The organism is Streptomyces asiaticus (genome assembly GCF_018138715.1).
In the GTDB taxonomy this organism is placed as follows: domain Bacteria; phylum Actinomycetota; class Actinomycetes; order Streptomycetales; family Streptomycetaceae; genus Streptomyces; species Streptomyces asiaticus.
Genome location: NZ_JAGSHX010000001.1, coordinates 460,469 through 474,388 on the forward strand (window position 1 = coordinate 460,469; position 13,920 = coordinate 474,388).

The 13,920-nt window shown below is 72.3% G+C and carries 12 protein-coding genes; 7 read left to right on the forward strand and 5 right to left on the reverse strand.

Annotation, left to right across the window (positions count from 1 at the left end):
- Positions 1-126: 126 nt before the first annotated feature.
- From KHP12_RS01535 to menC, 6 genes are read left to right on the forward strand one after another with little or no spacing between them, the layout of a single operon-like run.
- The gene (locus tag KHP12_RS01535) at positions 127-1,254 is read left to right on the forward strand and encodes an isochorismate synthase (RefSeq protein WP_244203341.1); all 1,128 of its coding nucleotides are present in this window, start codon (positions 127-129) and stop codon (positions 1,252-1,254) included.
- An 18-nt stretch (positions 1,255-1,272) separates the two neighbouring features.
- Positions 1,273-2,715, forward strand: coding sequence for a glycoside hydrolase family 88 protein (locus KHP12_RS01540; RefSeq protein WP_086885464.1), 1,443 nt, complete (start codon positions 1,273-1,275; stop codon positions 2,713-2,715).
- Positions 2,715-4,511: a 2-succinyl-5-enolpyruvyl-6-hydroxy-3-cyclohexene-1-carboxylic-acid synthase gene (gene menD, locus KHP12_RS01545; RefSeq protein WP_211831277.1), complete on the forward strand. Its 1,797-nt coding sequence runs from the start codon at positions 2,715-2,717 to the stop codon at positions 4,509-4,511. The genes KHP12_RS01540 and menD overlap by 1 nt, the downstream gene beginning before the upstream one ends.
- Positions 4,496-5,245, forward strand: coding sequence for an enoyl-CoA hydratase/isomerase family protein (locus tag KHP12_RS01550; RefSeq protein ID WP_086885465.1), 750 nt, complete (start codon positions 4,496-4,498; stop codon positions 5,243-5,245). Before menD ends, KHP12_RS01550 begins: the two co-directional genes overlap by 16 nt.
- Complete coding sequence (locus KHP12_RS01555) at positions 5,242-6,021, forward strand: SDR family oxidoreductase (RefSeq protein WP_086885466.1); 780 nt, start codon at positions 5,242-5,244, stop codon at positions 6,019-6,021. Before KHP12_RS01550 ends, KHP12_RS01555 begins: the two co-directional genes overlap by 4 nt.
- Positions 6,022-6,078: 57 nt before the next feature.
- Positions 6,079-7,191: an o-succinylbenzoate synthase gene (gene menC / locus KHP12_RS01560; RefSeq protein WP_211831278.1), complete on the forward strand. Its 1,113-nt coding sequence runs from the start codon at positions 6,079-6,081 to the stop codon at positions 7,189-7,191.
- 52 nt (positions 7,192-7,243) lie between these two features.
- Here the strand turns inward: menC and menE are convergent, their stop codons facing one another.
- The 4 genes from menE to KHP12_RS01580 form a co-directional block, all read right to left on the reverse strand.
- Positions 7,244-8,398, reverse strand: a complete 1,155-nt coding sequence (gene menE, locus KHP12_RS01565; protein WP_086885468.1) for an o-succinylbenzoate--CoA ligase — start codon at positions 8,396-8,398, stop codon at positions 7,244-7,246.
- A 174-nt stretch (positions 8,399-8,572) separates the two neighbouring features.
- Complete coding sequence (locus tag KHP12_RS01570; RefSeq protein ID WP_086885469.1) at positions 8,573-9,067, reverse strand: DUF5709 domain-containing protein; 495 nt, start codon at positions 9,065-9,067, stop codon at positions 8,573-8,575.
- Between the two features lie 96 nt (positions 9,068-9,163).
- Positions 9,164-10,198, reverse strand: a complete 1,035-nt coding sequence (locus KHP12_RS01575; protein ID WP_211831279.1) for a hypothetical protein — start codon at positions 10,196-10,198, stop codon at positions 9,164-9,166.
- A gap of 87 nt (positions 10,199-10,285) precedes the next feature.
- Positions 10,286-10,648, reverse strand: a complete 363-nt coding sequence (locus KHP12_RS01580; protein ID WP_086885471.1) for a DoxX family protein — start codon at positions 10,646-10,648, stop codon at positions 10,286-10,288.
- Positions 10,649-10,820: 172 nt separating this feature from the next.
- On the opposite strand from KHP12_RS01580, the gene KHP12_RS01585 reads away from it, so the two are divergent.
- Positions 10,821-11,705, forward strand: a complete 885-nt coding sequence (locus KHP12_RS01585; RefSeq protein WP_086885472.1) for a LysR family transcriptional regulator — start codon at positions 10,821-10,823, stop codon at positions 11,703-11,705.
- On the opposite strand, the gene KHP12_RS01590 is transcribed toward KHP12_RS01585, so the two are convergent.
- A complete protein-coding gene (locus KHP12_RS01590; RefSeq protein WP_211831280.1) occupies positions 11,680-13,815 on the reverse strand; it encodes an alpha-galactosidase in 2,136 nt (711 codons plus the stop codon). The genes KHP12_RS01585 and KHP12_RS01590 overlap by 26 nt on opposite strands.
- Positions 13,816-13,920 lie beyond the last annotated feature (105 nt).

Consider the following 13,920-nt stretch of genomic DNA (forward strand, 5'->3'; position numbering starts at 1 on the left):
AAGTGTCCATCAAGTGAGCTATCGCATTGGCCGGTTCTTGACGCATTTACCGGTCAATGCGAGGCTGTTGGGACGCTTTGCGTAAAAGATCATATCTCTACCAGAACGGACGGGGGCGTTCCGTTGGTGGCACGTTCGCAAGAAGTCGTCGATGACGCGATCGACCTTCTGGATAATCGCCGATTATTCTTTTCCGGGCCGGACCGTACGCTTCTCGGAATTGAACCCATCACACACCATCTGGTCGATTCCGAGGAAGACATAGCCCAAGCGCTGGCGGCCGGTGGGGGAATCGGCTTCGTGGCCTTTCCCTTTCAGCGCCAGGAGCCCATCCGGCTCGCGGTTCCCGCCCGGACACTGAGCCTGGAGGAGACGCCCGACCACCGTCGCCTCCTCGCCTCGGTGCCGACCCCTTCCGCCAAGAGCGGTGAACCCGGCGCGTTCGCGCTGCGGCCCAGCGAACCGCCGGAGCAGTGGTGCGGCAGCGTCGCCGACGCGGCGCGTGCCGTGCGCCGCGGAGAGCTGCGCAAGGCGGTGCTCGCCCGGCGCATCCAGATGGAGTGCGACACGGACATCCAGCCGTCCGTGGTGCTGCGGCGGCTGGCCCACAGCTTCCCCTCCGCCTATCTGTTCTCCGCCTTCGGCCTGGTGGGAGCCAGTCCGGAGCTGCTGCTCGCCAAGCGCGGGCGGAGGGTGGAGTCGCGTGCCCTGGCCGGGACCATCCGCCGTGGCGGCGACGCCGAGTCCGACCGCCGGCTCGCGTCCTGGCTCCAGGAGTCCGGTAAGAACCAGGAGGAGCACCGGGTCCTGCGGGAGGCGGTGCTGGACGCCCTGACGTCCAGCACCACATGGATCAAGGCCAACGAGCGGCCCGAGACGCTGAAACTGGCGAACGTGCAGCATCTGATGACCCGGGTCCGGGCCGAGCTCAAAGCCGACCACCCGCCCTTTCTCCGACTGGCGGCCATGCTTCATCCGACCCCCGCCGTGTGCGGATGGCCCCGCGACAAGGCGTACGAAGTGATCGAACGTCTGGAGGGCTGGGACAGAGGGCTATACGGAGGGGCGCTGGGCTGGGTGGACGCGGAGGGGAACGGCTGTCTCTGCGTGACCATTCGCTGCGCCGAGATACACGGCAAAAACGCCACCATGTATGTCGGGAACGGCATTGTCGCCGATTCCGATCCGAAAGAGGAACTGGCCGAGACCCGCGCGAAGCTGGGCGCCATTCTGCCCGCGCTCATTGCGCCCTGAACAGGCGAGGGATCATCAATGGCAAGCGCACATCACGTTCCCGCGAGCAGTGTGGACGCGCCGGGCGTTCCCTTCCCATCGGACCGGCGCACCCCGCTGACCTGGTCGACCGCGGCCATCGTCGGCGGCCAGATGTCCACCGTGCTGAGGTGGCACTCCACGGCACCCCGCTCCCCGGGTCGGCTCCGCCTGTTCGTCGCCTGCGACGTGCGGGACGTCCGCCGCGTCGAGGCCGTCTCGGCGGGCACCGGCCGGCCGCTCGGCTCGTTCGACATCCGGTACGCCGACTGCCACCAGCCCTACGATCTGCCACTGGACACCGAGGCCGTACGGGCCGTGCTGGACGAGGGCGTACGGCTCACCCTCGCCCCCGAACCGGCCACCGAGCCACTGTGGATCTTCTCCGGCCCGGAGGCCCCCGCCGAGCGGCGGCCCGCGCTGCTGCTGGCGGCCGAGGACCCACCGGCTCCGGCCGCCGCGCTCCACCGCCACCTCACCAGCCCGGCCAGTGTGCAGCCGTTCGGGTGGATGGAGGGATGTGTGCTGGACGCGCTGTACGACCTGCACACCACCTTCCCCGGCGACACCCTCGCCGAGACGGCGCTGCGCGACCACCTCGCCGTCTATGTCCACGGCACCCGGCTGCGCTACGAGGATCCGCGCGGCCGCCCCGCGAACGACCGTGTGTACGGGATCGAGGCCACGCTCCCCTTCGCGGTGGTCGCGAAGCGGGATCCGCGGCATCCCACGCTCCGGCTGGCTGTCGAGTCCTGGAACGCCCGGACCGATCCCCATGGATGCGTCAAGGACGCCCCGACCACCGCCGAGGGGTGCTACACCGTCGGCTACCCCATGGCCGTCCTCGCGAAGGCCACCGGGGACACCCGGCTGCGCGAGGCGGCCGTCCGTCAGCTCCGCGTTCGGCGCAGGCGGCTGACGTGGGACGACGACATCTACCTCAGGCTGCTGCCGGACGGCAGCCGCGTCTACCGCAACTGGGCTCGGGCGTACGCCTGGTATCTGCTCGGCCTGGTGCGCACCCTGACCGAGCTCGGCGACCGGCCGGACACCGAGGACCTGTGGGACGAGGCCGCGAGGGCCGCCCGGCTCGCGGTGTCCCGGCGCAACGCGGCCGGTATCTGGGACTGCTATCTGGCGGAGCCCGCCACCGGGGCGGAGACCTGCGGATCCGCCGGTATCGCCGCGGCCCTGGCGCTGGGCGTGGAGCGTGGCCGCTTCGCCGCCGATCGCGAGGGCGTGGTGGCGCAGGAGGCATGGGAGGTGTTGTGCGACCGGCTGACACCGGACGGCTGGCTCGACGGCTCCTCCCCGTCGAACAAGGGTGGGGAGGAATTGCAGCGCAGCGGCTACCGAATGCTCTCCGGCGTCGGCTCAGGACTGCTGGGCCAACTCGGCGCGGCGCTGACCCGGCTCGGCGCGGTGAAGGATTGGACACGCTGATGGCGGGCCGTGAATCCATGGACGGATACGCAGCCGACACCGAGGGCGGCGCTCGGGCGGCCCGGGGCATCGAGGGCGGCGCTCAGGCGGCCTTCGCCGCCACCCTCGTCGACGAATGGGTCCGCGCGGGGCTGAGCGACGCCGTCATCGCGCCCGGCTCCCGTTCCACCCCGCTCGCGCTCGCCCTCGCCGAGGACGGCCGGACGCGGTTGCACATACGCCTCGACGAGCGCGCGGCGGGCTTCCTCGCCCTGGGGCTGAGCCGTGCCACCGGGCGCGCCACCGTCGTGGTCACCACCAGCGGTACGGCGTCGGCCGAGCTCCATCCGGCGGTCGCCGAGGCCGATCTGGCGGGGGTGCCGATGGTGGTGTGCACCGCCGACCGTCCACCGGAGTTACAGGGAGTGGGCGCCCCGCAGACCATGGTCCAGACGGGCCTGTACGGATCGGCGGTGCGCTGGGCCGTGGCCGTGGCGGTTCCCGAGCGGAGCCAGGAGGGGATGTGGCGCTCCCTCGCCGCGCGCGCCGTAGCGGAGGCCGAGGCCGGACCCTCCGGCCCGGGCCCCGTCCACCTCAACCTGGCCTTCCGCGACCCCTTGGTGGCACGGCCCGGCCCCCTGCCTCCCGGCCGGGCGGACGGGCGGCCCTGGCACCACGTCAGCCGCCCGGTCCCGACCGCCACCCCGGTGGACGTGGCCGCCGTCGCGGGCGGCCACGAGCGGGGTGTCCTGCTCGTGGGCGCGGGTGCGGGCGATCCGGTCGCCGTGCACGCGGCCGCCGCGGCACTGGGCTGGCCGGTGCTGGCCGATCCGCGCTCCGGCGCCCGTACACCGGGCCCCGGCACCGTGGCGGCGGCCGACGCCATCCTGCGGAGCCCGCACGCCCGGGACCGACTGCGCCCCGAGGTGGTCGTGCACCTCGGGGAGCGCTGGGCCTCCCGGGCAGTGGCCGACTGGCTGCGGCAGCCCGGCATCCGGCATGTGCTCGTCGATCCCGACTGGCGGTGGCGGGACCCGGACCGGCTGGCCGCCACCGTGCTGCGCACCGATCCCACGGCCCTGTGCCGCGCCGTGGCCGAGGCGGCGCCGGAACCCCCGGCAGGGCCGGAGTGGCGCACCGCATGGGCCTCGGCCGAAGCCACCGCGCAGGCGGCCGTGGCCGATGCCTTGGACGGCCGGGCCGACCTCACCGAACCGCGAGTGGCCCGTACGCTCTTCGACGCCCTGCCCACCGAGGCGACCCTGGTGGTCGGGTCCTCGATGCCCGTACGGGACCTCGAGTGGTTCGCCGCGCCCCGCCACCGTCCCCCCGCCGTGCTGGCCAACCGCGGTGTCAACGGGATCGACGGCACGATCGCCACCGCGCTCGGCGTGGCCGCGGCCCGGCGTCCGGTGGCCGTACTCCTGGGCGATCTGACCTTCCTCCATGACGCGGGCGCGCTGCTGGGCGCCGCCGAGGCGCCGGAAGTGAGCTGCACACTGGTCGTGGTCGACAACCACGGGGGTGGGATCTTCTCGTTCCTGCCACAGGCGTCACACCTTCCGGAGGACACCTTCGAGCTGCTCTTCGGCACCCCGCAGGCCGCCGATGTGTGCGCGGTGGCCGCCGCCTATGGAGTCGGTGTCGTCCGCGCCGCCGATGAAGGGGAGTTGCGGTCCGCGCTGAAGGAAAAGGTGGGCTCCCCGGGCGTGTCGATGATCCATCTGCGCACCGACCGCACGGCCAATGTCGCGGTGCACGACCAGACCCACCGGACCGTGGCCCGCGCCCTCGAAGAGCTGTGGACGCCCCGGTGATCGGCGTCGAGCGGGACCGCGCCACCGGAGTGGCACAGCTGCGCATCGAGCGCCCCCGGGTGCGCAACGCGCTGACCACCGAGGCGGCCGCGCGGTTGCTTCAGGCCGTGGAAGGCGCGCTGGCCGATGACGCGGTGCGGGTGCTCGTCCTCAGCGGCAGCGGACCGGACTTCTGTGTCGGGGGCGACCGCGACGAGGAACTGGGCGACGAGGGCCGCGCGGACCGGTTGCGGGTCTTCGCGCGGTTGCAGCGGACGGTTGCAGCGGCGCCCAAGGCGACCGTGGCCGCGGTCGAGGGACGCTGTGTCGCCGCCGGTGCGGAGCTGGCCGCCGCCTGCGACATCCGGGTGGGCGCCGAGGACTCGGCGTATCGCTTCCCGGGCTCCCGCCTGGGGGTTCCCATCGGGGCGGCGAAACTCATCGGCCTGGTCGGCCTGGGCGCCGCCAAGGATCTGCTCCTGACCGCCCGCTGGGTGACGGCACACGAGGCCTACCGGCTCGGGCTGTTGCAGCGACTCGTACCACCGGGCCGGGCGGGTGCGGAGGCCACCGCGTGTGCCGCCGAGATCTCCGCCAACGACCCGAGCACGACGGCGCTGCTCAAACGCCGGCTCCAGCGCTTCTCCGGGGTGCTGGCGCGGATCGACGCCGAGCTGCGGGCCGCGGAGTCCTTCCCCGGCCCCGAGCCCGAAACGCTACCGGGAGCGCGGCGGGAAACGGGGCGAGGAGCATGAGGCTGACCGGCATAGCCGAGGTCACGGCCCTGGTCACCGGCGCGGCAGGAGCCATCGGCGCCGCCACCGCACATCAACTGGCCGCCGAGGGGGCGGTCGTGGCCGTGGCGGACATCGACGAGGACGGGGCACACACCGTGGCCCGGCGACTGGGCGCCATGGCACACCCCGTACGCCTCGACGTCACCGACTCCGGCGAGGTGGAACGGGCCGTCCAGGACGTGGAGGATCGGCTCGGCCCGATCGGCATCCTGGTCAACGCCGCCGGAGTGCTCGGCCGTACCGCCCCGCTGACCGAGCAGGAGGACGCCGAGTGGGAGCGGGTGTTCGGCGTCAACGTCCGGGGGACCTTCAACTGCGTCCGTGCGGTGGGCCGGCGGATGGCGCGGCGCGGACGCGGCTGCGTCATCACCGTGGCGTCGAACAGCGCCGGGATCGTCAAGTACGACCAGGGGCTGTACGGGGCCTCGAAGGCGGCCGCCCAGTACCTCACCAACTGCGCCGGACTGGAACTCGCCGGGCACGGCGTGCGATCCGTCGTCGTGGCGCCGGGGACCACCGAATCCCCGATGTCCCGCGCCAACGCGCATCTTCCCGGCCGCAGACAGGCGCTGCTGCACGGAGACCCCGAACGCCATCGGGTGGGCATTCCCCGCGGCACGCTGGCCCAGCCCGAGGACATCGCCTCCGTCATCGGCTTCCTGGTGTCCGATCAGGCGGCCCATATGACGATCACCACCGTGACGGTGGACGGCGGCTCCACCCTCAGGCCCTAGACACCATCACGTCATCTCTCGACGACGCCATCTCCCGACGAGGGGAAGGGGACCTCCGTGCCGCGCATCGACCGGCTCGACCTCTCCGTGGTGGAGCTGCGGCTCACCCACGGCTTCACCGCCAGCACCCACAGTGCCAAGACCCTGCTGCATGTGGTCGTCCGCGCCACCACCGCCGACGGCCTCACGGGGTGGGGCGAGGCACCGGTGCCGGTGGACCCGTATTACCTGGGCGAGACGACCGACACGGTGTGGTCCGTGACCCGCGACTTCCTCGCCCCGGCGGTGGTGGGCCGCCCCTGGGACACCATTGAGGAGTTCACGGCCCTCTACGGCCGGGTCAAGGCCAACAACTTCGCCCGGTGCGGCCTGGAGATGGCCGCGTGGAATCTGCTGGCCGCCACCACCGGCCGACCGCTGGCCACGCTGCTCGGTGGCGCGGCGCGCACCCATGTCCCCTCCGGCGTGAGCGTGGGGATGGACAGCGACCGCGACCGGCTGTGCGACACCATCGCGGGGTACGTCGGGCAGGGCTACCAAAGGGTGAAGGTCAAGATCGGCCCGGGCGCCGATGTGAAAGTGCTGGAGGCGATCCGGAACCGGTTCCCGGAGCTGCCGCTGATGGCCGACGCCAACTGCGCCTACACCCTCGAGAACCTTCCGCGGCTGCGTGATCTGGACGCGTTCGGCCTGATGATGATCGAACAGCCGCTGGCCTGGGACGATCTGCTGGACCACGCCACGCTCCAGAAGGAGCTGGCCACACCGCTCTGCCTCGACGAGAGCCTCACCTCGGCCGGCCGGGCGCGGGAGGCGCTGGCGCTGGGCAGCTGCCGCGTGGTCAACATCAAGCCCGCTCGCCTCGGTGGCCTCCTGGAGGCCGTCCGGGTGCATGACGCCTGCGTCGCGGCCGGGGTGCCCGTGTGGTGCGGTGGCATGCACGACTTCGGCATCAGCAGAGCCGCCAATGTGACGCTGTCGGCGCTGCCCGGTTTCACACTGCCCGGCGACAACTCCGGCTCCGACAAGTACTTCGGCGAGGACATCGTCACACCGGAAACGCGCGCGGTGGACGGCCTCATCGAGGTACCGGCCGCAGCCGTGCCGTACGAGGTGAAGGAGGATTTCCTCAAGACGCATACCCGGCGCCACGTCCGGGTGACGGCCTGAGGGTGGGGGAACGGGCCGTACATGATGGCCGGGCCGTACGCCCCCGACCTCACTACCCCGTGAACAGGCGGCGCACGGCCGGCCGATCCGGCTTTCCCACGCCACGCAGTGGCAGGGTCTCGACGACCCGGATGGCCTTGGGCGCGGCGGCGCGCCCGAGCCGCTCCCGGACCGCGCCCTTCAGCGCGCCCACGGCCGTTGTCCCCCACGCCCCCGGTTCGCGCGGAGTGACGGCGGCCACGACGATCTGACCCCACTCCGGGTCGTCCACCCCCACCACGCATGCGTCCCCGACACCGGGCTGTTCCCGCAGGACCTGCTCCACCACGGACGGGGACACCTTCACACCGCCGGTGACGATCACGTCATCCGCCCGGCCGAGTACCTGAAGACGGCCGTCCTCCCGCCGGCGCCCGAGGTCGTCCGTGCGGAACCAGCCGTCGCCGAAGGAACGGGCCGTCAGCTCCGGCCGGTTGAGGTAGCCGGACGCCAGGGTCGGTCCGCCGAGAGCTATCGGACCGCCCGCGCCGGGCCCGGGCGTCCCTTCCGGTGGCGGACCGATCCGCACCCGTACCCCCTCCAGCGGCACCCCGTCATAGACGCAGCCGCCGGCGGTCTCGGTCATGCCGTACGTGGTCACCACCCTCACACCCGCCTCGCGCGCCCGCGTCAGCAACGGCTCGGGTGTGCCCGCGCCGCCCAGCAGTACGGCGTCGAACTCCCGTAACGCCGCCAGGCCGGGGCCACCCGCGTCCAGCAGCCGCCGGATCTGCGTCGGCACCAGCGCGGTGTAGCGGCAACCCGCGGCGCGGAACCGCTCGGGCCGGAAGCCCTGCCGCAGATCGTGGACCACCGCCTCCGCCCCGGCCAGCAGCGAGCGGACCAGGACCTGCACGCCCGCCACGTGGTGTGCGGGCAGCGCCAGCAGCCAGCGTCCGGGGCCCCCGAGCCTGGTGTGCGTGGCTTCCGCCGACGCGCGCAGTGCCCGGGCGGAGAGCAGCACCCCCTTGGGCTCGCTGGTGGACCCCGAGGTGCCGACCACCACCGCCGTCCCGGACGGCACGGGCCCACGGGTGTCGAACCCCGGCGAGTCCGCACCGGCCGCCACGGGCAGCACGGTTTCCCCGTGGTCTTCGATCGCGACGGCCAGCGCACGCGACAGCGCACCGACCGTGTCCACCGAACCGTCGCACGGCAGGATCAGCATCGCGGTGGCCCCTCCGCGAAAAGACATCGGTCATCACGCGAGCGGTCGCGAGCGCATCGCGGGACCGCTCACCCCTCCGGCCACGCTACGACCCGGCGGCGGGGCGTGCCGACGCCGGGGAAACGTCCTGTCAGGAAGCTGCCACGGCATCTCTTCCGCTGCGCCGCGGCAGGATCAACGATCCGGTTCCGCGTCGTCTTCCGCTTCGAGTTGTTCATCCGGGACGGTATGCACGGCGGCTTCCTCGGCGCCGGCAGCGCCGGCGTCGATGCCTTCGTCCCTGGCGATGACTTCCTTGGTGGTGTCGGTGTGCGCTCCCTCGTCGGGGGCGACGAGCCGTCCCGTGCGGTCCGTTCCCGCCTCGGGGTCGATCGGTTCGCCCTCGCCGTCCTGCACATCTCCCACCTCGTCGCCCGCTGGGGCTTCGACGTCGGGGATCTCCTCGGCCAGCCGCTCGTCGAGCGTCTCGCGCTCGCGCTGTTCGGCCGCCGTCGTGCCGTGTTTGGTGACACCCAGTGGCTTCTCCGGCGGCGAGTAGCCCTCGTCGAGCATCTCGTCGTAGTCGCGCTCGTCCAGGGAGTCCTGGGCGTCCAGGGGGGCCGCGTCCTCCTGCTCCTCGTTGGTGCCGGTCGGCTGATAGACGTCGTCTGCCCTGTCGTCGCTCATCATCGCTGCCTCCCTCGCATGGTGCCTTGTTCGGCCATCGACCGGCCCGGGCCTCCGGCGCGAAACTCATGTGGTCGGGTTTCCTGTCTCGCCTTTTCCTCACACTGTCGGCGGTTCTGCCTGGTCGGCGAGTTGTTCCGCCCGTGCTGCCGCGTCGGTGGCCCGCCGCCTCGCCTCACGGACCGCCTGGTCCGCCTTCCGCGTCCGCGTGCGGGCCTCCCGGACGGCGTCCTCGGCCTCCCGCTGCTCGCCCTCGGCCTCCTTCAGCTGCTTTCTCAGATCCGCCAGACGCTGCTGCGCCTGGTGTTTTCGCTGGTCAGCACGGCCTTGCTCATCCTCGGCCGCGCTGAGCTCCGCCTCGCGGGCGCGCAGCCGACGCTCGGCGTCCTCGGCCTCCTGATGTGCACGGGCCTGCCGCTCTCGCTGCTCGCGGCGCTTCTCCTGTTCTGCGCGGCGCCGCTGCTTCTCCTGTTCTGCGCGGCGCCGCTGCTTCTCCTGTTCTGCGCGGCGCCGCTCCTGCTCCTGCTGTTCGCGGCGGCGTTCCTGCTCCTGTCGTTCGCGGCGCCGCGAACGAGCGGCGTCCAGATCGGCCACCCGGCCGCCGGAGGCCCGCTCGCCGCGGCCCGAGGTGGGTGGCGCGGACCGCGCGGCGCCGGCTACGAACGCGAATCCGGTCGGTGCCGCGAGCGGCTTGGCCAGCCGCCCCCGTACCCATTCCTGACCCGCCTCCGGGTCGGCCAGCACGGCGCGCAGCGTCTCCTCCACCTCGCGCTGGGCGCCCTCACCGATCGGTTGCCCGGCCTGGGTGGTCAGATCCCTCGCCTGGCGGGCGAGCGCCGCGATGACCTGGCGCTGCTGTGTGGACAGCTTCCGCAGTTGCCCGCCGTCCAGGTCCTGGTGCGCTTGCCGCAGGGCCTCTCCGAGCCGAAGGACCTGCTCGGCTTCGTCCGGCTGCCGCCGCACCAGCAGGTTGCTGGCCCACGCCGCCTTGGTGGGGCGGCGCAAGCGACGGATCCGCTCGGCCAGCTTCCGGTCGCCCGCGGTGCGGGCGTCCTTGGCGCGCTCATCCCGGGCGGCGGTGAAGTCCGCAGGTGGCAGGGCGTACAGCTCATCGGCGACGGCGTCCAGGTCCACCAGCCCTCCTGCCCGGCGTGGATCAACCTCCTGGGATTATTTTGTCACCTTTTGGCCAGGCGGGCGGCTGCGTGGCCCTGCCCGATGTCACAGCCATGTCGTCGCCGGCCAGATGGTCACGGCCGCGGCGAGAAAGAGCGTGATGTTGAGGGCCACCTGGCGGTCTCCACGGCGCAGGTGAACCCTGGTCGCGCCGATCTGCAGGACCACGAACCCGATGGCCGCGGCCAGGGTCAGCCAGGGCGCGATGCCGGTCAGCGGGGGGAGGATCAGCCCGATCGCGCCGAGCACTTCGATCACACCGATGGCCCTGACGGCCGCCATCGGCGTGGTGTCCACCCATGCCATCATCGGCCGGAGCTCATCACGGCTCCGGATCACCTTCACCCCGCCCCCGTAGAGGTAGAAGAGGGCCAGCAGACCGGCGACGATCCAGTACGCCACCTTCACGATTCCCGCCCCGCCTTCCGGGGGACGCCGGTGGTCGGCTCGGTCGCGTACTGGCTCTTCACCCGGACACTGGTTTTCGGTTCTTCAGTCACACCGCGATTCCACCGCCGGGGCGCCACAACCGTCCAAGACTTCTTCCGCGGGCTCGATACCGGATGGGTATCGTTGCACCATGGAGCTACGCACGCTGCGCTATTTCGTGGCGGTCGCCGAGGAACTCCACTTCGGCCGGGCCGCCGTCCGGCTGCACATGAGCCAGCCGCCGCTGAGCCGGGCGATCAAGCAGCTGGAGACCGGGCTGGGTGCCACGCTGTTCCACCGGTCGTCCGCCGGTGTCACGCTCACTCCGGTGGGGGCCGTGCTGCTCGACGAGGCGCGCGCCCTGCTCGACCACGCCGACCGGGTACGCGTGCGCATGGCCGCGGCGGCCGGTACCGCGAGCCTCACCGTGGGCATCCTGGGGGACAGCGCCGACCCGGATGCCACCCGGCTGGCGGGCGCCTACCACCGGCGGCACCCGGGCGTCGAGGTGCACATCCGCGAGACCGACCTGACCGATCCCACCTGCGGGCTGCACGCCGGGCTGGTGGACATCGCCCTGACCCGCGGGCCGTTCGACGAAACCGGCCTGACCGTGCACGCGCTGCGCGCCGACCCGGTGGGCGCGCTGCTGCGCGCCGACGATCCGCTGGCCCGCCGCGACAGCCTGAAACTGGCCGACCTGGCGGACCGCCGCTGGTTCCTGTTCCCGGAGGGCACCGATCCCGTCTGGCAGTCGTACTGGAATGGCGGGGAGCCCCGAGAGGGCCCGGTGGTGCGTGGCGTCCAGGAATGCCGCCAAGCCGTGCTGTGGAACGGCACGGTCGGCATGACGCTCGTGGACCACGAGCCGCCGGAGGGGCTCGCCGTGGTGCCGCTGATCGACATGGAGCCGAGCCGCGTGGTGGTGGCATGGAACGAGGCCGACACGAATCCCCTGGTCCGCTCGTTCGTCGAAATCGCCACCGCCGCCTATCGCGGCAGTGGCGGTGCTACGTCTCGTCCTGCCCCGTCCTGACCAGATGTACGGACGTGCTGGCCCAGTCACCGCGGGGGAGGTCCGGCCGTAATCCGTACTCGGCCAGCACGGTGGCATGGTGCACCTCGCCGGTGCGGGTGTCGCGGTAGACGGCGCCGGGGGTGAGCCCGCGCAGCCGTACCGGCAGCCTGGGGACTCCGTGGCGCGGGCCGCGCTGCCAGGCCAGCACCAGGGTCGCGCTGCCGTCCTCGGCGGCGTACTGCACCACGGTCGGCAGCTCGCCGTGCGGGCCGGACAGCCGGTACAGGACGCCGTGCTGGACGAGGTGGCGCACCCGTTTGTACTCGGCCACCAGCTCGGCACCCTCGGCGAGTTCCTCCTCGGACCAGCGGGCGAGATCCCCGCCGATGCCCAGCAGCCCGCACATCGCCACATGGAAGCGGAACCTCAACGGCACGGTGCGGGAGGTGAGTTGATTGGGCACATCGGTCACCCACGCGGACATCGTGCGCGGCGGGAGGAGCTGACCGAAGCCGTGCTGGATGACCAGCCGGTCGACGGCGTCGGTGTTGTCCGACACCCACGCCTGGTCCGTACGGGTGAGGATGCCCAGATCCACACGTCCGCCACCGCCACTGCACGCCTCGATGCGCAGCCCGGCGTGGTCGGCCCGCAGCCGGTCGAGGACGCCGTACAGATTGGCCACGTAGCGCGTCCACAGCCGGTCGTGGCCGTCCGGAGTGCCGGGCCACCCGGCCTCGCTGAAGGCGCGGTTCATGTCCCACTTGAGGAAGTCGATGCCATGGTCCGCGACCAGCCGGGTCAGCCAGCCGTAGGCCCAGTCGGCCACGTCGTCGCGGGCGAAGTTCAGGACGAGTTGGTTGCGCAGTTCGCTGCGGGCCCGGCCGGGGGTGTGCAGGACCCAGTCCGGGTGCTCGCGGTAGAGGTCGCTGTCGGGGTTGACCATCTCCGGCTCCACCCAGATGCCGAAGCGCATGCCCAGCCGGTGCACCGTGTCGGCCAGCGGGCCGAGGCCGTGCGGGAAGCGCTCCCGGGCCGGGGTCCAGTCGCCCAGCCCCGCGCGATCGCTGCGCCGGGCCCCGAACCAGCCGTCGTCGACCACGTACAGCTCCACGCCCAGGGCGGCGGCCCGCTCGGCCAGCGCCTTCTGGTTCGCCTCGTCCACATCGAACCCGGTGGCCTCCCAAGAGTTGTAGAGCACGGGCGCCACCTCACGCCCGTGCGGCAGGACGTGGCGCAGTGTGTACGCGTGCCAGGCCCGGCTCGCCGCGCCGAACCCGCCGTCGGTGAACAGCCCGGCGAACACCGGGGTGGCGAATTCCTCGCCCGGCGCCAGCGGCACGCATATGCCCTCGTGGCCGACGCCACCGGTGAAACCGGCGCGTCCGTCCGATGTGCGCTGTGCGGTGATGCGCCAACTCCCGCTCCAGGCAAGGGCGGCGCCGAACACCCGGCCGTGCTCCTCGCCCGCGTCGCCCTCGTCCACCATCACCCAAGGACTCGCGTGATGGCTGGTGATGCCACGCCGGCTGGTCAGCACGGTCTCCCCGTGCGGCAGGCGCTCGCGGCGCAGCTGACTCTCCGCGGACCACTGCCCGGTGACATGGCTGAGCCGGTAGTCGGCCAGTGGCGGCAGGGACCAGGCCGCCGAGTCGGCGCGCAGCAGGCGGACCCGCTGCTCACCCTCGTTGCGCAGCACCGTCCAGCGCTCGATGACATCCGTGTCGTCCCGCACCCGGTAGTGGAGCGCGACGTGCAGCGGATAGTGGCGGTCGCGGAATTCCAGACGGAGTTCGCCGACGCCGTCGGAGGGCGTGACGACGCGGTGCCCGGTCGGCTGCCACTCGAAGCCGCGCGAGCCGTCCGCGTACCGGATCTGGAGGGAGGGCGCGCCATAGCGCGTGCCGCCGTCGACCGGCAGTTCCTCGCCCACCGCGGGCCGTCCCTCGAAGCTGCTCGCCGCCTCCCCGGCGGGCACGACCAGCTGCTCCGCCTCCCGCGGCGTCAGCCGCGGCCCCCAGGCGAGATGGCAGGGCGCGCCCGTCTCGTCGATGTGCAGGGCGTACGAGGTGCGGGGCGTGGTCAGCAGCCAGACCCCGGTGTCCGGGGCACGGGAGATCGTCGGCATCGGGCCTCACGTTCGTGGGACGGCGGGGGAGCGGCGGGTGTCGCGTACGGATGGGGGGCGCTCGACGCGTGCGAGACGAGGGCCGCCTGCTAAGCCAACGAGACC